The organism is Marinobacter sp. DSM 26671, assembly GCF_900112835.1.
GTDB lineage: Bacteria > Pseudomonadota > Gammaproteobacteria > Pseudomonadales > Oleiphilaceae > Marinobacter > Marinobacter flavimaris.
In genome coordinates this window covers 215,096-232,519 of record NZ_FONF01000007.1, presented here as the reverse complement: position 1 = coordinate 232,519, position 17,424 = coordinate 215,096, and the positions used below count along the sequence as shown (strand labels likewise).

Genomic DNA, 17,424 nt, shown 5'->3' with positions numbered 1-17,424 from the left:
TTCCATAACAGAAAAAACTGGATGTTCTGCTGGACCGAACTGGGGGCGGAACACCTGGGCATCATCCAGAGCCTGATCAGCACCTGCAAGCTGCACGATATTACCCCGTACATGTATCTGGTGGACGTGCTGCAACGCATCAGCCAGCACCCGGCCCGTGAAGTCAGCGACCTGACGCCCCGACTCTGGAAAACCCGGTTCGCCGAGAACCCTTTACGGGCGCTGATCGACCCACGCCATCCTGACCGACAGAACAAACAGCCGGAGGCCACCGTCCGTGCGCATTGAGGACATGAGCATCGACCAGTTGCTGGAACTGAACCAGTACATCTGCCAGCGAATTGATGAACTGCAAGAGCAAGAAACCCTGCAAGCCTTGAGTCAATTGCGGGTTGGCCTGAAAGTGACCTTCGAAGGCCGGGAAGGACCGGTATTGGGGATCGTCACCAAGATCAACCGCAAGAGTGTGATCGTGCTGGGTGAGGATGGCAGGAAGCAGTACAAGGTCTCGCCGGAGTTATTAAGGCCCCTCCGTGACGTGAAGTAGGTCAACTACGTCGTGGAATGAACGCTTACGACCACTGCGCAGTGATCCCGCAAACAGCCAGTTGGAGCGATTATGCTGAGCTCAGCATAATCGTTCAAACTGGATGTTCTGTTGGACCGAACTGGGCGCGGAACACCTGGGCATCATCCAGAGCCTGATCAGCACCTGCAAGCTGCACGATATTAACCCCTACACTTACCTGGTGGACGTGCTGCAACGCATCAGCCAGCATCCGGCCAGTGAAGTGGTGGATCTGACACCGCGACTCTGGAAAACTCGGTTTGCCGAAAATCCGCTACGGGCGCTGATCGATCCGCGCCATCCTGGCCGACAGAGCAAACAGCCGGAGGCCGTTCATGCGCATTGAAGACATGAGCATCGACCAGTTGCTGGAACTGAACCAATACATCTGCCGGCGCATCGACGAACTGTGGGATCAGGAAAATCTGCAGGCGCTGAGCCAGTTGCGGGTGGGCCTGAAAGTGACCTTCGAAGGCCGGGAAGGACCGGTATTGGGGATCGTCACCAAGATCAACCGCAAGAGTGTGATCGTGTTAGCCGAGGACGGCACCAAACAGTACAAGGTCTCGCCGGAGTTATGAGGCCACTGCGTGACGTGAAGTAGGTCAACTACGTCGTGGAATGAACGCTTACTTTACGTCCACACCTTCCGTGCAAGTACAGGGCTTTGACGATCGTTGACGCCTTACCCGGTGTGACCGCCTCATATGCGATTTCTGTTCGTCAGGCCAGTGCTTTGCCTGCGGCTTCCTTCAGATTCCATCTCACGATGGACACCCTTGCCGTCCGGCTAGACATGATGTTTTGACCTGCCCGTCCTCAACGCACGTGGGTTATTGTTGAGGACGGAAAGAAACCAACAGCAGAGCCACTTTGAGGAGGGCAGGTCATGAATAAGTTTAAATCAGAAGCGTCCCGAATCGACACCGTTGCAGCAAGGCTGGAACTACCCGGGCAGGAATGTTACGCCGCGTATGTGGGCTTGGACGTCCATAAGGAAACAATTGCGGTGGCGGTGGCTGAACCCGGCCGGCAGGAGCCCCACTCCGAAGGTGAAATTGCCAACCGCCCGAAATCGATTGAGAAGCTCGTGCGGCGCCTGAGTGAGCGGTTTGGTGGTGGTGTCCTACAGTTTGTGTATGAGGCGGGGCCCTGTGGCTATGGTCTGTATCACCAGCTCGCCGGTACCGGACATATCTGTGAGGTGGTGGCGCCGTCGCGCATTCCCAAGGCGGCGGCGGAGCGGATCAAGACGGACCGTCGGGATGCATTAAAGTTGGCCCGTCTTGCGCGCAGCGGTGATCTGATACCGGTCTGGGTGCCTGGTCCGGAACAGGAAGCGATGCGGGATCTGACCCGTGCCCGTGGTGATATGAAGTCGCAGGAGCGCAAGGCCCGCCAGCAGCTGAGCGCATTCGTGCTGCGTCACGGCCACGCCTGGCCCGCTGGCAAGAAACGTTGGACGCAGGCCCATTACACGTGGCTGGAGTCGCTGAAGTTCTCACACGACTGGCAGCAGGTGGTACTGCAGGAGTATGTCGATGCGGTGAAGGCGGCGACGCAGCGGGTGGCTGATTTGCGGACACAGATGGAACGGGCGTTGGCACAGTGGTCCCTTGCACCGGTGGTGGAGGCTCTGGTGGCACTCAGAGGAGTCGACACACTGGCGGCCATGGTGTTGCTGGCTGAGTTGGGGGATATTACCCGCTTCGACTCGCCCCGTCAGTTGATGGCATTTTTAGGGCTGGTGCCGAGCGAACACAGCAGTGGCGGGAGGCGTCGCCAGGGCGGCATCACGCTCACGGGCAATGGTCATGCCCGGCGTATGCTGGTCGAGTCAGCCTGGAGTTACCGCTTCCCGGCGCGCCAGACGAAACACCTCAAGCGTAAAGCGGCCCCAGCGTCAGAGGACACGAAGAGGATCGCCTGGCAGGCCCAGAAACGGCTTTGCGGTCGCTACCGGGATCTCATCCAGGCGGGCAAGAACAGCAAGCTGGTGTGTGTGGCGATTGCGAGGGAACTGATAGGTTTTATCTGGGCAATCGTCCGGGAAGAAATGCCGAGGGTTCACAGTGCCACGAACGCCGGGTGAACCCCCATGAACCAGCAACAAGCATAGGATGAGGTAAAGAGGCACGTTAAGTCAGGGCAGGGCTAGGCCGGTGTGGAGAACCCTTGGGAACCACTAAACCGGCAGTGACCGGGAAACCGCCCAGAGGCGGTTTCGGTCGCTGATCCTTGCTGCTAGAGAAAGGCCAGCTCCGCGACGTAGTGAAGTCAGGTCGGTAACCAATCCACGTATATCAGTATGATCCACCGTCGCAAACTGCCTGGCCGTGCTCTGATCCAACGTGCTTAACCGGAGGTGCAACCATAAAAATTGTGCAACCATTTGACAGGTCAAAACATATCAGTGGTTCCCCTTGCCGGGTCCACAGGGGACTTGCACCCCCAAGTCATCCGGCCAGCACCACCTGAACCGGATCAGCGCCCGTCAAGGCGCTACGCGCCATGCCTGGCGCACAACAAATAAAAGCGGGCCTCTCAAGGCCCGCTTTTATTTAAACTTCGAGTTACCGTGGTCTTTATTCTGGCAAATACCAATCTATTCTTCTGAACCACTCCGAATCACCAATAATTTTTCCGGATTCCTATTCTTTACCCGCAGCTGTGGAGAAAGCCATGCAATACCGCCGCCTCGGAACAACCGGCATGAAAGTCTCCCGCCTTTGTCTGGGCACCATGACCTATGGCTCGCCCAAATGGCGCCAGTGGGTACTGGACGAGCAGGCCAGTCGCCCCTTCATCAAACAGTCACTGAACTCGGGAATAAACTTCTTTGATACCGCCAACATGTATTCGATCGGTGAATCCGAGCGGGTGGTGGGCAAGGCTTTGCTGGATTACGCGCCACGGGAAGACGTGGTCATTGCCACCAAAGTATTTAATCCCACGGGAGATGCACCGAACAACCGGGGCCTGTCCAGAAAACACATCATGGACGCTATCGACAGCTCATTGCGGCGTCTCGGCACCGATCACGTCGACCTTTACCAGATTCACCGCTGGGACTACCACACACCCATCGAGGAAACCATGGAAGCGCTCCACGATGTGGTGAAGGCTGGCAAAGTGCGTTACATAGGCGCATCTTCGATGTTTGCCTGGCAATTCGCCAAAGCCCAGTTCACGGCAGAAAAGCACGGCTGGACTCGCTTTGTAACCATGCAGCCGATGTACAACCTGATCTACCGGGAAGAAGAGCGGGAAATGATTCCACAGTGTGCTGACCAGGGCATTGGCGTGATTCCGTGGAGTCCGCTGGCCCGGGGTATCCTGGCCGGAAAAACCGTACAGGGGGAAGCCGGCGAGACAGCACGGGCGCGCACCGATGAAAATACCCGGAAATGGCGCCTCGGCAGCGATATCGACCAACCTGTTATCGCCGCCCTGAAGGAAGTGGCCGACAATCGTGGTACGTCTATGGCCCGTATTGCTCTGGCGTGGGTGCTCTCCAACCCTGTGGTCACCGCTCCTATCATCGGCGCCAGTAAACCCGGTCATATTGAGGAAGCACTGGCTGCACTGGAGCTGGAACTGAGCGAGAACGAAAAAGCGACTCTGGAGGCACACTATGTGCCCCACCAAGTAGCGGGTCACGCCTGAAATAATGGAAAATGGCGGGAAGCTCTGCTTTCCGTCATCTGGATTTTAGAACGGCAGTGTGAAAATTGCGCACACCACACTACAGACGACCAGTACCACTAGCGAAAGCTTCAGGCTCCAACCATAGGAGGCGGTGGCAGCACTATACCCCGTGCATCGTTCCAACAATATCGCGTTAGCGGAATATGGCGTACCTGCGATAGTAATTCCCCACCCCGCCACCATGCCCAACCCGAGCCCGAGCAGACCGTATTCCGGCCAGATCGGGCCAAGAATGCTACCCGACAGGGTGCCTGAGATAATCGGGTTAACTCCGACGGTGCCACCGGCAAAGAACAACCAGGGCACCACCATGGCGACCACCGGATAGGCCCAGACAGGCAAGCTGAACCCCATGCCCAGCCAATTCAATGCCAAGGTGCCAATAATACCGCCAAGAAACGACGACCCCCCCATAATGACCAACTCGTTATTCATCATAGCCAGTGATGGCATGTTCAAGACCCCGTCATGGAGGCGGCGGTATACCAACCCGATGACAACCGCCGTCAGGCAGCTCAGGGTCACTGCCTGGGAGTAGAGCAAACCGCCAACCACACTCAAGGTGAATGCACCCATACAAATCAATGCAACAACACCAATAAAGCGCAGCCAGGGCAGCACAGCTTCCCCGTCTTCATCTGCACTGATTGCCAACTCTTCACGTGGTGGCTCGTCTTCCCGCGACAAGGCACCGACAAAGAGGTAGAACAAAGCAAACGGCAGACCCAGTGCAATCAATTTCCAGCTCGACAGGGCCGGCAGGAAAGTCACCGTCAGAACCACAGCGACGGACAGCGGCGAGGCCATAGGCGAGGCCCCGAACCCCCGGACGACCGCCCTCGCCGCATTACGCGCCATCGGGCTGTCTCCCTGGTCCTTGACCTGCACGCCAATCATGGTGGCGATAACCCCCACCGACCCGAAATTAAGCGGCACAGCGAGCAACGCGGTGCCTGAAGTCATGCCAACGTAGCGATAAAGCGATTTGCCGGCAAACAGGCTGCGTGAAATCAGCTTCAAGTCGTTAGACTGCCCCAATACCGCCGATAACAGCATCACGGTAATAATCAGCGCCCCGATTCTAGCCATGTTGCCAGCGGCTTTCGGCACTGAAGAAGGCTCTACTATCAACCCGACAAAGGTCAGAACCACTATCAGGATCAGGATCGCACGGCCCACTGTACGCAAGTTGCCCCAGCCCAGCACAATGGCCAAGCAGGCTAGCACAGTGGCGAGGTAGGTATGACCGGGGACAACGTTCGCAATACCAGCGAAGAGCGCCAGATAGGTAAGCACCGAGCGAGTCCCGGATAAACAGTCCGGTCTCGAGAAAGCGTTAATCATATCCCATTCGCCTATAGTCGAAACGTCTCCGACATGTCTTGGAATGGGCTTCGCTGCATCATGAGGTCAACGGAGGCAATAACCGGGCCCCAGTCACCGCCTGGACCTCTTCAAAGGTGTTGGACCCGAACAACTCGATTATCTGTAGCCCCTCCGGAGTCACATCAAGTACAGCGAGATCCGTAAAAATCCGGCTGACAACCCCTGTGCCCGTCAAGGGAAAAGTGCAGCGCTGCAGTATTTTAGGGTCGTTGTCCCGAGTGCTATGACGCATTATGACGAAGAGCCTTTTCGCCCCCACCGCAAGGTCCATGGCGCCGCCGACTGCCGGCGGAAACTTGTCTTCATTGGTGGCCCAATTGGCCAGATCGCCGTTTTCAGCAACCTGAAATGCGCCCAGCACTGCGATGTCCAAGTGGCCGCCCCGCATCATTGCAAAGGACTCAGCATTGTCGAAATAACAACCGCCTGGCAATAAAGTGACGTATTGCTTGCCAGCATTAATCAGGTTGGTATTTTCTTCCCCAGGTTTCGGTGCCGGGCCAACACCCAGAATGCCATTTTCACTGTGGTAGATAACCTGTTTGTCACCTGCGACAAAATTCGCAACACGCGTCGGCATACCGATACCAAGGTTCACGTATGAGCCATCCGGAATATCTTCCGCGACGCGGCGGGCCAGATCTTCAGAACTAAGCCGAAACATGCATTGCCTCCTGTGACACCACCCGATCAATATAAATTCCCGGAGTGACAACCCGTTCCGGGTCAAGCTCGCCTAGCTGACCAATATGATTCACTTCGGCTATTGATAAAGTCGCCGCCATCGCCATCATCGGATTGAAATTTCGGCCAGCGGTGTCATAAATCAAATTGCCCCACGGATCAGCCGCCTCGGCCTTGATCAGTGCAAAGTCCGCATTCAGCGGCATCTCCAACACATAGCCTTTGCCGTCGATGACCCTCGTTTCCTTGCCCTCCGCCAGTTTGGTGCCATAGCCGGTGGGTGTTAGAAATCCTCCAATCCCGGCACCTGCTATGCGGATACGCTCGCTCAGGGTACCCTGCGGCACCAGCTCAAGTTCAACAGCCCCCTCCTCAAAGCGCTTTTCAAACCAGATGGAACCCGCAGAACGCGGGAAGGAACAGACTATTTTTTTAACCAGGCCATCGCGCAGCAGGCTCGCAATTCCTTCTTCTCCGACTCCGGCATTATTGGAGATAATCGTCAGATCCCCTGCACCCTGCTGCCGAAGTGCTTCAATCAGCCCGAGCGGAATACCAGAGCTTCCGAACCCGCCGATCATAACGCTTGCTCCATGCGGAATATCTCCTACGGAGTCCCGCAAAGAAGCAACTCGCTTATCAATCATCCTCAATCATCCTTTCACGGCTTTCAGCCTCAGTTTCTGTAAACAGGAGCTTTAGAAGCTCCGAGAAAAAGCTTCCCAAAATAGATTACCGCGACTAAAACGAAACCAAGGACTTCGGTGAGTATGTCTGGATAAATCATCAGGCCACCCGCAAAAAGCGCCAGAACTCTCAGAGGCCATCCAATGATACCGATCCTGTATAGGTAGCCTTCCATCGAAGACGCAATTAACCAGATCGCCGCGATCGCAGTGCCGGCCGACAACAAAATTCGCTCAATATCGCCTTGCAGTATCAGGGAAGGATTCACAACGAACAGGAACGGCAGAATGAACAGAATGCCACCCAGCCGCATGGCATAGATCCCGGTTTTGGTTGCATTGGAACCTGCTACGCCGGCAGCCGTTATCGCGGCGAGGGACACTGGTGGAGTGATATACGACAACATGCCCCAGTAAAGAATGAACAGATGGCTGGCAATCGGGTTAAGGCCCGCGTTGACCAGCGCCGGTGCCAGCAGGATTGACAGGAAGATATAACAGGCACTGACAGTCATTCCCATACCCAGAATAAAGCTGGTAATAGCACCGGCAATCAACATCAGCGGTATACTGCCATCAGCGTAAAGCAGCAGCTCCCGCGAGAATGCGCCAGCTACTCCAGTGTAGGAAAGCCCGCCAACAACCAGCCCGATACCCGACAAAATCGCCACGAGATTGGAGACATTGGTCGTCAAATCCGTAATAAAGGCCCTAGCACGGGCCCAGTTCAAGCGGTAGCTACGTTTGAACAAGGCTACGCCCAGTAAAACCAGCGAGGCATAGTAAGGCGCATAAGCCTCAAGACGCATCACCAGAAGCATATAAATTAGCATGAACAAGGCCAGCAGGTATGGCCAGCCATCCTTCAGCGTTTCCTTAAGAGAAGGAATCTCGGAGTCCGGTAAGCCCTTCAGACCCCTGCGCGCGGCATAGTTATCAACCTGGAACAATAACGCCAGATAAAACAGCAAAGCCGGGAGGAAAGCCGCGATCATAATTTCCGCATAGGGCACCCCAAGAAACGACGCCATGATAAAGGCAACAGCACCCATCACCGGCGGCATAAGCGTTCCACCGGTGGATGCACACGCCTCCACCGCACCGGCATAATACGCGGGGTAACCAGTTTTTTTCATAGTCGGAATCGTAATGGGACCGGTGGTGAGGATATTGGAAATAACGCTGCCGGAAAGACTACCCAGAATACCACTGGACAGCACCGACACCTTGGCCGGACCACCGCGACTACGACCCATCAGGGCGGTCGCAAATTTCATAAAAAAGTCACCGCCGCCGGTAATTGTGAGCGCGGCGCCAAAAACCACAAAGCCAATAACCAGCTGCGCAACTACCTGCATGGGAATCCCGATAATACTTTCCACGCCAATGACGTGTGCACGAAGAAGCTCCGGCAGCTCATATTGATTGCCCCAAAGAAAGCCGGGCATACTGTCTGCATATAATGGATAGCTGCCAAAAAACAATGACACTGCTAGCAATGGCCAGCCGCCACAACGGCGTACACCTTCAAGCACCAGCACCAGCAAAACACCCGAAAATATCGTGGCCTCTGACGGCGCAAAATACTCCCAACCCATGTTGATCATCGTCAGGCCGTGATAGCCCAGATAGCCACACGAGGCCAGTGCTGAAGCAGCAAGGACCCAGTCATACCAAGAGATTCGGTCACGGGCACCAAGCCAAGCCGGAAAGCACAAAAAAGCTGCGGCCAGAAATATCCCGATAAGATAATACAGATAGGAGTTTCCCAACGGTTGGAAACCCAGAAGTTTGAGATTAAAGGTCTGATTGATTGCCATGAGCAGCCCCAGGGTACCGAGGGCCATGACTATCCAGTAGCCAATTCCACGCAGACGTCCTTTGTCAGAGCTCTGGAGTTCAGGATTAGTGGTCGGGGTGTCAGCACCCGGCGCAGATGTCATGTTGGAAAGTGCTCCGGAATTAGAGTCTTGGGCGGCAGCGCCCGTAGGCACCGCCACCCGATTCGTGTCAGCTAGTCAAACAATCAGAGTGACCCAAGTGCTTGCTGGCGATGCTTTTCCCAGATTTCGGCAAACTCTTCGTCGCTCTTGCCCTCGCCTTCGGCAACAGCCTCAGGCCAGGCTTCCAGCAACGCATTCAAGCGTGCGGTACGGGCGTCGTTCCAGGCCTGATGCTCGTCGGTCCAGATGCCTTTTTCCTTGAGATATCGAATTGCGCCTTCGTGGAAAGGCACGTCAATAGCCGGCACGCCAGATTGAGTGATTTCCCAACGGGGCATTGCAGCAGTAGCATCCTTGTACATCGGATAAGTCTGATCCACTGCTTTGAGCATGTTATACGCGGTGTCGGCATCCATTTCTGCTTTTACAGCCATTACCGGATAACGATAGGCCATGATATCAACGGGGTTTTCTTCACTGATGCCAGCACCAATGGTTTCCTGGAAGGGTGCAAAGAACGGGGCTACCTCATTCACTTTCTTCCAGGATTCGGTGTTATCGGGGTCCATGTTCAACCAGCGAATACCGCGAGGAGACTCTGCCAGCTCATAGACATGGCTCGGCGTAGTGGTCGTGCAAGATGCATCAGCCTCGCCTCTGGCCAACGAACTCATCGCACTGGCATACGTAGGAAAAACCACCGCTTCCAGATCATCCTCAGTCAGACCAGCGAATGCCAGGAAGGCGTTACATTTGACGTTGATGGACGGGTTGCCCGCCACGTAGGCAAACCGCTTGCCCTTGAGATCTTCCAACGTCTCGATCCCGGCATCCTTGGCTGTAAAAATACCAATGGAGGAAGGACGTCCCGCAAGCGCACGCAGATTCTGCGGCCCCCACTGGCGAGTCGAGAAGTCATAAACACCCTCTGCGGCAAAGAAGGTTTCGGTGGCCAGGAAACCAACAGTCGCCCTGTCACTGAGCAAAGGCTGCAGACGACCAATAGCAGAACCGGAGGGCTGGATACGGATACGGGTGCCGAATTCCTTGCCAAATGCGTCGGCGATGGCCGAGGCTTCGGCATAACCAGCGGAGCCAACGTCATAAGAGGACCAGGTCATGGTATCTGGCAGGTTGGGCTCTTTGTCCTGGGCAGCAGTATTGGTGGCCCCAATAATCAGGGCAGCAGAACAGACCATAGCAGTCAGTGGCCGCATGAACTTTGAACAGTGGATGGTCATAGGATTCTCCCGAGGTTTTTGTTTTCTTTAATCAGGCCTGCCAATACGAACATGTATTGACTGACCCACTGCGATGAAAATACATGCAGCTCGCAAAAACTACCCCCTCTCTGCGACTTGGTCAATGAATCTTCCATTCCCCAGCAAACCGTTATTTTATCGACCCCATACCAAATTTATATAGCTTGCCGTCAGGGCCGCATCTGGCCGTGTGCGATAGCCCCGCGCCGACGGCCGAACGCGACGGCAAAACCGACTCGTTAATACATTAATGAAGGAAGGAAAAGCGAGATCTCCGGGAAGAACATCAGCAATGCCAGCACGACAGCTTCCGCCGCCAAAAACCATAAAGTCCCCCGAACAATTGTCCCGAATGGAACCGAGTCCCCAACGCCGGCACTAACGACATACAGATTGAGACCTATTGGCGGAGTAAGCAGGCCTATTTCTATAAATTTGACGACTAGCACGCCAAACCAGATGACATTGATATCAAAGGCGATGACGAACGGTGCCAAAACCGGAAGCGTTACCAGCATAGCCCAATTGGATCAAGAAACATGCCCAGAACGATATAAAAAACAGTCACTATAATCAGGAAAATCCATAATGCCACCGCATAGCCTTCAACCCAGATACCAATATTCATCGGTATCTGGCTCAGCGTCAGCATCCTGCTGAACAGCACTGCGCCAATGGCAATCAGGAAAATCGAGGCGGTGCTCTTCACAGTCTCCGAGACCGCCAGCCTGAGCGCTCCCCAGCTAAAGCTCCTTTGCACCACGGCTGCCACAATGGCAATAAAGGCGCCGAAGGCACCTGCTTCGGTGGCCGTAACGGTGCCGGTATACAAGCCGGCCACAATCACCGGCAGCGGCCATGGCTTTACCAACAGTATCGATTTCGCGGAACGGGTAATGCGGTCACTGGTCACCGGGGCCAGCCCGAGATTCATCTTTACCCGCACGATGATTAACAGCCATCAACAGCTGGCCCACCGATGCTTCCATGAACACGGCATAAAGCACGAACGGAATGCTGGGCGGAATAAACGCGCCGAGTGTACCCGATGCCGCTACGACACCGGTGGCCAGCCCAGGGTCATACTTTGCCCTGAGCATCTCCGGCACTGCGAGTCTCGACATCGCCCCCGCCATTGCCACGCTTGAGCCACTGGCTGCTGCGAAGCCCGCGCTGGAGACGTTGGTGGCAATCGCCAGCCCTCCGGGTAAAAAACTCAGCCAGGCCTTTCCTGCGTCAAACAGGGTTCGGGTCAGGCCTGTGTGAAAGGCTATTGCGCCCATCAGGATAAACATGGGAATGGCCGTCAGCGACCAGTGCGCAATGAACTGAAAGGTCGTCGACCCCATAAGCGCGAACGCTGCATCCATGCCACGTAAGGCAAAAATACCGGTAAAGGCTGTCATGCCCAGCGACACCCCGATAGGGATTCGCAGGGAGAGCAGGACCAGAAGCAGACCAATACACGTCAGGCCGATCTGTATATTACTAATTGCCCTGCCCCCCGAGGCTCGTCAAGTCGACTACCCCACACCAGGCGGAACAGGTACAGAACAGAAACCACTGAAAGCATAATCCCCGCGACGGCAATCCATCGTGAGGGCCATACCGGCAGTTCCAGAAAAATCGCATCGACGGTTTCGCTACGGGTCCAGCTCTTCAAGGCCTGCATATAGAGACCGCAGGCAAATATTGCGAAATACACAGCCATCACCGCCAGGCCAAACAACTCGACAGCGAGACGCACCCTGCCCTTTAGAAACTGTGCTATTACATCCACCCGGATATGGCCGTCTTCCGTAGTGCACGCAAAGATACCCATAAAGACCGCAGCGACCATATAATAGTAGGTGACTACCTCCATGGTGCCTGGAATGTGCATGCCAAAGCCCACCCGCAATAACACCTCGGCGGTTACATGCAACATCATGAGGACGATAAGCACCCCTACCACCAGTGCCGTCCCATCACTGAATTGCTTTAAATACCTGCCCACGACACACCTCTTATCTTGTTGTTATGACGACTTTTCCAATTGATCGACGACCAATTACGCAGTCAATAGCCGCCCCAAAATCAGTCAGCGCATACACTTCCGGCTGCTTGATAGTGAGATTGTTGTCATCGGCTTCCTGGAATAGCCAAGCCATCATCTCTTTAATCTGAAGGGCAAACTCGTACCTTCGGTCCCGCTTACCCCAGCCGATATATTCCGAAAAGTTCACCCCGAACAGGCTAATGTTTTTCACTAACAGCAGATTGACCGGAACTGCGGGAATATCGCCACTAGCAAAACCAAGAGATAGCATGCTGCCCTCGATCGCAGTGCAGCGGATCAGCTGTTCAAATAGCTCACCGCCCACCGGATCGAAAACCAGATCCGCTCCCTTGCCCCCGGTAAGGGACTTCACGCTGTCGATAAGATTTTCCGTCGAGTAATCAATAGTGTGCGTGGCGCCGGCTGCCAGTGCCGCCTCAAGTTTTGGCTGGGAACTTGCGGCAGCAATAACCGTTGCGCCCCTGAGGCGGGCAACCTGCACTGCCGCTAAACCAAGCGCACCAGTCGCCCCGGTCACCAGTACCGTCTTGCCAGGAGCCACCCCACCCCGGGCCAACGCCGTTGCGGCGGTACCAAACGACAGGGGGATCGCGACCGCTTGCACTAACGGCAACCCCTCAGGAACTCGATAGACTGTTGCCGGATCAACGACCACTTCCTCGCCGAAGGCACCTGAATCGATTATCGCGGCTACGGGATCACCGGGCTGAAACTCCGACACCCCCTCACCACATTCCAGAACGTAGCCGGAAACCTCGGTGCCCGGGATGAATGGCAAGGCCATCTTGCGCTGGTATTTTCCAGCCACCATGAGCGATATGGCATAGCTGACACTGGCGAAGTGAACCTCAATCCGCACGCAACCCGGTCTCAATTCGGGAGCGGCAACGTCCTCGAGTCTGAGATCCTTGTAAGACGAAAATTTTTCACAGATTACTGCACGCATCGGAGAGTCCACCTTGCCTTCTCCCTTCCATTAAATTCCCTGAACTATCGGGCCTGTATGCAAACTTCCGACATCAGAAAGGCGTCAATTTCGCTTTGCCCGTATCCCGCTTCCCGCAATAATTCACAGGTATGCTGGCCCAGATTCGGTGCCGGACTGAGGTCTTCAGCCTTAAGGTCGGCGCCAGGGAACCGAGGCATGGGGATATTGCCGAACGCCCCGTGGGCCAACATCGGCATCAGATCAAGAAAACGCACCTGGGGATCCTGCTGTAATTCCTGGTAGCTATTCAGCGGCCCGCAAAGCACACCCGCCTCGTTCAGGCGCTCAATCCAGTCATCGCGGGTGCGTTGCACAAATACCTCTGCCAGCATTCTGTGAACTTCCTCGGCGTTGATCTGGCGCGATTCGTTTTCGGCAAATCGAGGATCAGTAGCCCACTCAGGACGCTCAACCGCCTGAGCGAGCGCAACAAACATTTCGTTGCGCAGGCACACCACCGAAATCATGCCGTCGCTGGTGGCAAAATTTCCCGACGGTACCGTGACATGTTTATTTCTGACACCACCTTGCAGATGGGACTCAATCAGTGGCATGGCCTGGAAAGCAGAGGCAGAGCCCAGCAATGAAAGATCCAGATGGCGCCCCTGGCCCGTCGCTCGCTGCTCATGAATTGCCGTAGAGAGGGCAAAGCCGGCATACAGCCCGGCGATCATATCCACGGCCAGCATACCCACTCGCTTCGGGACTCTGTCGTCGGTCTCATTCATCACCGCCATACCGGTGGAACCTTGCAAGATGCTGTCGGAGCTAGGGCGCTTGGCGTGGGGCCCGGCACTGCCGAAGCCGGAGATAGAGCCAAGAATGATGCCCGGGCGCACCGACTCCAAATCCGGATAGCTCATATCCATCTTGGCCAGTACACCGGGACGAAAGCTCTCAAGCACAACGTCGGAACCACGTGCCAATTGCTTGAGAATGGCTTTTCCTTCAGGTTTTCTGGCATCGAGGCAAATAGCCCGCTTGCCCCAGTTTGCCGATACACTGAGCGAACTATGCCCTTCGGGGGCAACGCCCATCACCCTACCCCAGTCTCCCTGAGGTGGCTCTACCTTCAGCACTTCCGCCCCCCCATCATCACCAGCATTTGGGCGGCGTAAGGTTCCGCCAGGCCCTGGCTCATATCCAATACACGCACCCCCTCAAAGGGCTTGAATTGCGTTAATCGCTCGCTCATTGATAAAACCATCCTGACAAAATGGAAACGCCGGCCCTGGCGGGCCGGCGGTCTTTCGACTTTAAAACGCCTTGTCGTAGATTTCCGTCTTCAGAAGCTCTGCATACTCAGCCTCGGACAGGGATTTGCCTGCCAGCAGCTCTTCCCACTTTTCTAGGTTTCTGGTGAAGCTCTCCACGATTTGCTCCGCATTTTCGACTCCGCGATCTGTGGCGGTCTCTGCCGCCCGCTCCAGCTGGGACTGCATGAATTCTTCGCGTTGCCGTTTCATCTCACCGGATACTTCAACAAAGTTAACGCCTTCTTCTTTAGCCAGCTCCTTAACTTCGTTCTCCTCATCCTGATAGGCGTAAATAGTGCGAGCCAGACCAATCGAGGCGGCGTCGACAAGGGCCTGTTTTTCTTGGTCACTCATCTCCTGCCAGACAGATTCCCGGATGTTCAACAGTGAACCACCAAGAAACGCGCCCATGGGCAATTCAACCACACTATTTGCCACTTCGATCAGGGACAGAGACTTGAGCCAGCTGGTCGCACCGATAACACAATCCAGCTGGCTGCGCTCCATGGCCTCGTAGGATTCACTGTTGGGTATATTTACCGGTACGCCACCGATACCGGATACCCATTTGCCGATTTCCTCACCGGCTACTCGCATTCTTTTGCCTTCAGGTTCGAATCCGGAGGCAAATTCGTCCTTGCACATGGCCTGATAAGGTGGCGTTGCGTAACTGGCGAGGAACCGCACGTTATTGTTTTCGTACTCTTCCAGACACTGTGGGCAGCCGTTCAGGATAGTGTCTACAGATGCCGCTGTCGCCACCAAGGAGTCTTGGTTCCAGAAAGACAGGTCGCTGATGGTGGTATTGGCGGGCACCGAAGTCGGGAAATAAACGGTGACCAGGAAGCCACCGTCAATCATTCCGTCGGTGACAGCGGACAGCATGCCTTTACCCGATGCAGCGGCCGCGGAAGGGAAAATTTGAAATCGACGCTACCGTCAGATCGCTTACGGGCTTCGTCGATAAAGGTCGTGATCCCCTCACTGGTTGGGTGCTGCGGCGGCAGATAGCTCGCAAACGTCAGGTCACGAGCAGCGACGCCGGATGATATGGACAGGCCGGCGAGCAGCGCACAACCAGTTGCGGCAGAAAACAATCGGGATCTGTTGTTGTTAGGCATGTATAAGTCTCCGAATAGCTGGGTTGCACACAGGAAGATGATAATTTATTGTTCGATATGCGCACGTTTTGTTCTTTGTGAGAACGCGATTAAGATAAGTGCAATTTTTGAACAATGTCAAAGGATCTTTCCAGGTATAGAAAAAATGACTAACAGTCTTCAGAGTGATGACAACGCCGTAGTGACATCCTTTGCCCGTGGGCTTGACGTGATTCGGGCCTTTGGTGAAGGAGCTTCACGACTGACGCTTTCGGAGGTGGCAAGACGTTCGGAAATCTCCCGCGCAAGCGCCCGCAGACTTCTGCACACGCTGACGGCAATGGGTTATGCCAACTCCAACGGCAAACACTTTTGGCTCACGCCCAAGATTCTGGATCTGGGCTTTTCCTATCTCTCATCCATGGAGATATGGTCGTTCGCCCAGGGGCACATGGAAGAACTGGTACAGAAGGTGCAGGAGTCCTGTTCAATCGCAGTCCTTCAGGATTATGACATCTACTATGTAATGCGGGTGCCGACCCGTAAGCTACTCAAGAGCACTCTGAATGTGGGTAGCAGGTTACCCGCTCACGTGGTTTCCTTGGGGCGAATTCAGCTGGCGGATCTGCCACCGGAAGAGCTTGATTATTATTTGGACACCCAGGAAATCATTCGCTACACGCAGTTTACAATTACCGCCAAAGAAGAACTGAAACGGGTGATATTGAACGACGGCGCCAAAGGCTGGTCCATCGTCGACCGCGAACTCGAGGAAGGTATGTGCGGTATTTCTGTCCCCATCCGGAATCGAAACTACAAGGCCATTGCTGCTATCAACCTGACGATGCCTCCGAGTAAAGCCGCAGAACCAGGGGTGTTGGAGTATCTGCTGGAAGAGCTCCAGAAGACCGCCAGCAGAATCAATAGAGACCTCAGAACCACAGAGCCGCTGGGCACAAACTGAGCGTCTTAGACCGCTGATCGCACCGGCTATAAGAGCCATTCCTAAACGGCATGGCTTTTATAGAAAATATGCTTTTCTCCACTGACCTTAATCTTGTTAACGTGTCAATCTGAACAATCCATCTGATAATTCCGGGAATTCCATGACTACGCCAACGATGACACTGGTCGACGCCATCACAACACGCCGCTCAGTGAGAGGATTTCTTCCCGACCCAGTGAGCCACGATATTCTGACGTCGATTTTTGAGCTCGCCAGGACCTCGCCGTCCAACTGTAACACTCAGCCCTGGAAGGCGTTTGTGGCTTCTGGTGAAACGAAGGAAACCCTTCGTCGGAAGTTTTTGGAGCGTCATCGGGATGGCACCCCCGGCAACCCCGATTTCAGCTACGTTGCCCGTTTCGAAGGTGAATACCGCACCCGCCAGGTCGATTGCGCAGTTGCCTTGTACAACGAAATGGGTATCGCAAGGGATGATAAGGAGGGTCGGTTACGGGCCGTGAGACGGAACTTCGAGTTCTTTGACGCCCCCCACATAGTGTTTCTTGGTATGGATCGCCAGTTTGGTTCGACCATCGCCCTTGACGTAGGCATCTATGCCCAGACCCTGATGCTTTCAATGCAGGCGTTCGGGATCAGTTCTTGTGCCATGGGCAGCATGCGCGCCTACCCTGACCTGGTACGCGATGCGTTCGGCCTGGGTGACCAGACAGGCATCCTGCTGGGCATCAGCTTTGGATATGAGGACCCTGAAGTAGACGCGAACCGGACCCGGACGACACGGGAACTGCTGGAAAATACTGTCGCTTTTCGCGATTAA

The 17,424-nt window shown here is 55.0% G+C and carries 21 protein-coding genes and 1 pseudogene; 8 read left to right on the top strand and 14 right to left on the bottom strand.

Annotated elements, in window-relative coordinates; translation table 11 throughout:
* From BM035_RS10490 to BM035_RS10465, 6 genes and pseudogenes are all read left to right on the top strand, one after another.
* Positions 1-288 (top strand): transposase domain-containing protein (locus BM035_RS10490; RefSeq protein ID WP_139216033.1); only part of this gene is annotated, 288 nt, incomplete at its 5' end.
* Complete coding sequence (locus BM035_RS10485) at positions 278-547, top strand: hypothetical protein (RefSeq protein WP_092031717.1); 270 nt, start codon at positions 278-280, stop codon at positions 545-547. The genes BM035_RS10490 and BM035_RS10485, both read left to right, overlap by 11 nt.
* 91 nt (positions 548-638) lie before the next feature.
* Positions 639-914 (top strand): annotated as a pseudogene (locus BM035_RS10480) (transposase domain-containing protein); the annotation flags it as partial.
* Positions 904-1,149: a hypothetical protein gene (locus tag BM035_RS10475; protein ID WP_254775468.1), complete on the top strand. Its 246-nt coding sequence runs from the start codon at positions 904-906 to the stop codon at positions 1,147-1,149. The pseudogene BM035_RS10480 and the gene BM035_RS10475, both read left to right, overlap by 11 nt.
* A 308-nt stretch (positions 1,150-1,457) precedes the next feature.
* On the top strand, positions 1,458-2,660 hold the full coding sequence (locus tag BM035_RS10470) for an IS110 family transposase (protein WP_254775466.1): 1,203 nt from the start codon (positions 1,458-1,460) through the stop codon (positions 2,658-2,660).
* Between the two features lie 590 nt (positions 2,661-3,250).
* Positions 3,251-4,234 carry an aldo/keto reductase gene (locus BM035_RS10465; protein ID WP_053115163.1) on the top strand — a complete coding sequence of 328 codons (984 nt, stop codon included), beginning with the start codon at positions 3,251-3,253 and terminating at the stop codon, positions 4,232-4,234.
* A gap of 45 nt (positions 4,235-4,279) precedes the next feature.
* Here the strand turns inward: BM035_RS10465 and BM035_RS10460 are convergent, their stop codons facing one another.
* From BM035_RS10460 to BM035_RS22635, 14 genes are all read right to left on the bottom strand, one after another.
* Positions 4,280-5,572 carry a hypothetical protein gene (locus BM035_RS10460; RefSeq protein ID WP_254775464.1) on the bottom strand — a complete coding sequence of 431 codons (1,293 nt, stop codon included), beginning with the start codon at positions 5,570-5,572 and terminating at the stop codon, positions 4,280-4,282.
* 106 nt (positions 5,573-5,678) lie between these two features.
* On the bottom strand, positions 5,679-6,326 hold the full coding sequence (locus BM035_RS10455) for a 3-oxoacid CoA-transferase subunit B (protein WP_053115161.1): 648 nt from the start codon (positions 6,324-6,326) through the stop codon (positions 5,679-5,681).
* On the bottom strand, positions 6,313-6,993 hold the full coding sequence (locus BM035_RS10450; protein WP_053115160.1) for a 3-oxoacid CoA-transferase subunit A: 681 nt from the start codon (positions 6,991-6,993) through the stop codon (positions 6,313-6,315). The genes BM035_RS10455 and BM035_RS10450 overlap by 14 nt, the downstream gene beginning before the upstream one ends.
* A gap of 29 nt (positions 6,994-7,022) precedes the next feature.
* A complete protein-coding gene (locus BM035_RS10445) occupies positions 7,023-8,975 on the bottom strand; it encodes a TRAP transporter permease (protein WP_254775462.1) in 1,953 nt (650 codons plus the stop codon).
* A gap of 83 nt (positions 8,976-9,058) precedes the next feature.
* On the bottom strand, positions 9,059-10,216 hold the full coding sequence (locus tag BM035_RS10440; RefSeq protein ID WP_092031711.1) for a TAXI family TRAP transporter solute-binding subunit: 1,158 nt from the start codon (positions 10,214-10,216) through the stop codon (positions 9,059-9,061).
* A gap of 260 nt (positions 10,217-10,476) precedes the next feature.
* Positions 10,477-10,755: a TRAP transporter large permease subunit gene (locus tag BM035_RS22790; RefSeq protein ID WP_217646345.1), complete on the bottom strand. Its 279-nt coding sequence runs from the start codon at positions 10,753-10,755 to the stop codon at positions 10,477-10,479.
* Positions 10,746-11,150 (bottom strand): TRAP transporter large permease subunit, encoded by a 405-nt coding sequence (locus BM035_RS22785; protein ID WP_217646344.1) that lies wholly within the window; start codon positions 11,148-11,150, stop codon positions 10,746-10,748. The genes BM035_RS22790 and BM035_RS22785 overlap by 10 nt, the downstream gene beginning before the upstream one ends.
* Positions 11,140-11,688 carry a TRAP transporter large permease subunit gene (locus BM035_RS22780; RefSeq protein ID WP_302848264.1) on the bottom strand — a complete coding sequence of 183 codons (549 nt, stop codon included), beginning with the start codon at positions 11,686-11,688 and terminating at the stop codon, positions 11,140-11,142. Before BM035_RS22780 ends, BM035_RS22785 begins: the two co-directional genes overlap by 11 nt.
* A 17-nt stretch (positions 11,689-11,705) precedes the next feature.
* Positions 11,706-12,233: a TRAP transporter small permease gene (locus tag BM035_RS10430; protein ID WP_092031708.1), complete on the bottom strand. Its 528-nt coding sequence runs from the start codon at positions 12,231-12,233 to the stop codon at positions 11,706-11,708.
* A 10-nt stretch (positions 12,234-12,243) separates the two neighbouring features.
* Positions 12,244-13,242, bottom strand: a complete 999-nt coding sequence (locus BM035_RS10425; RefSeq protein WP_092031705.1) for an NADPH:quinone oxidoreductase family protein — start codon at positions 13,240-13,242, stop codon at positions 12,244-12,246.
* Between the two features lie 44 nt (positions 13,243-13,286).
* Positions 13,287-14,363, bottom strand: coding sequence for a CaiB/BaiF CoA transferase family protein (locus tag BM035_RS10420; protein ID WP_175497381.1), 1,077 nt, complete (start codon positions 14,361-14,363; stop codon positions 13,287-13,289).
* Positions 14,357-14,479 carry a CoA transferase gene (locus BM035_RS22775; RefSeq protein ID WP_217646343.1) on the bottom strand — a complete coding sequence of 41 codons (123 nt, stop codon included), beginning with the start codon at positions 14,477-14,479 and terminating at the stop codon, positions 14,357-14,359. The genes BM035_RS10420 and BM035_RS22775 overlap by 7 nt, the downstream gene beginning before the upstream one ends.
* A 61-nt stretch (positions 14,480-14,540) precedes the next feature.
* The gene (locus BM035_RS10415; RefSeq protein WP_092031699.1) at positions 14,541-15,425 is read right to left on the bottom strand and encodes a hypothetical protein; all 885 of its coding nucleotides are present in this window, start codon (positions 15,423-15,425) and stop codon (positions 14,541-14,543) included.
* The gene (locus BM035_RS22635; protein WP_175497380.1) at positions 15,398-15,661 is read right to left on the bottom strand and encodes a hypothetical protein; all 264 of its coding nucleotides are present in this window, start codon (positions 15,659-15,661) and stop codon (positions 15,398-15,400) included. The genes BM035_RS10415 and BM035_RS22635 overlap by 28 nt, the downstream gene beginning before the upstream one ends.
* A gap of 145 nt (positions 15,662-15,806) precedes the next feature.
* On the opposite strand from BM035_RS22635, the gene BM035_RS10410 reads away from it, so the two are divergent.
* Positions 15,807-16,604 (top strand): IclR family transcriptional regulator domain-containing protein, encoded by a 798-nt coding sequence (locus tag BM035_RS10410; protein WP_175497379.1) that lies wholly within the window; start codon positions 15,807-15,809, stop codon positions 16,602-16,604.
* A gap of 142 nt (positions 16,605-16,746) precedes the next feature.
* Entirely contained in the window at positions 16,747-17,424 is a 678-nt protein-coding gene (locus tag BM035_RS10405) for a nitroreductase (protein ID WP_053115151.1), read from the top strand.

What these genes read in the sequence shown, in the direction of transcription:
- BM035_RS10410 (WP_175497379.1), top strand. Translation starts at nt 15,807, where the DNA reads ATGACTAACAGTCTTCAGAGTGATGACAACGCCGTAGTGACATCCTTT.
- BM035_RS10450 (WP_053115160.1), bottom strand. Translation starts at nt 6,993, where the DNA reads ATGATTGATAAGCGAGTTGCTTCTTTGCGGGACTCCGTAGGAGATATT.
- BM035_RS10405 (WP_053115151.1), top strand. Translation starts at nt 16,747, where the DNA reads ATGACTACGCCAACGATGACACTGGTCGACGCCATCACAACACGCCGC.
- BM035_RS10445 (WP_254775462.1), bottom strand. Translation starts at nt 8,975, where the DNA reads ATGACATCTGCGCCGGGTGCTGACACCCCGACCACTAATCCTGAACTC.
- BM035_RS10415 (WP_092031699.1), bottom strand. Translation starts at nt 15,425, where the DNA reads ATGCTGTCCGCTGTCACCGACGGAATGATTGACGGTGGCTTCCTGGTC.
- BM035_RS10455 (WP_053115161.1), bottom strand. Translation starts at nt 6,326, where the DNA reads ATGTTTCGGCTTAGTTCTGAAGATCTGGCCCGCCGCGTCGCGGAAGAT.
- BM035_RS10465 (WP_053115163.1), top strand. Translation starts at nt 3,251, where the DNA reads ATGCAATACCGCCGCCTCGGAACAACCGGCATGAAAGTCTCCCGCCTT.
- BM035_RS10475 (WP_254775468.1), top strand. Translation starts at nt 904, where the DNA reads ATGCGCATTGAAGACATGAGCATCGACCAGTTGCTGGAACTGAACCAA.
- BM035_RS22635 (WP_175497380.1), bottom strand. Translation starts at nt 15,661, where the DNA reads ATGCCTAACAACAACAGATCCCGATTGTTTTCTGCCGCAACTGGTTGT.
- BM035_RS10440 (WP_092031711.1), bottom strand. Translation starts at nt 10,216, where the DNA reads ATGACCATCCACTGTTCAAAGTTCATGCGGCCACTGACTGCTATGGTC.
- BM035_RS22775 (WP_217646343.1), bottom strand. Translation starts at nt 14,479, where the DNA reads ATGAGCGAGCGATTAACGCAATTCAAGCCCTTTGAGGGGGTGCGTGTA.
- BM035_RS22790 (WP_217646345.1), bottom strand. Translation starts at nt 10,755, where the DNA reads ATGCTGGTAACGCTTCCGGTTTTGGCACCGTTCGTCATCGCCTTTGAT.
- BM035_RS10470 (WP_254775466.1), top strand. Translation starts at nt 1,458, where the DNA reads ATGAATAAGTTTAAATCAGAAGCGTCCCGAATCGACACCGTTGCAGCA.
- BM035_RS10425 (WP_092031705.1), bottom strand. Translation starts at nt 13,242, where the DNA reads ATGCGTGCAGTAATCTGTGAAAAATTTTCGTCTTACAAGGATCTCAGA.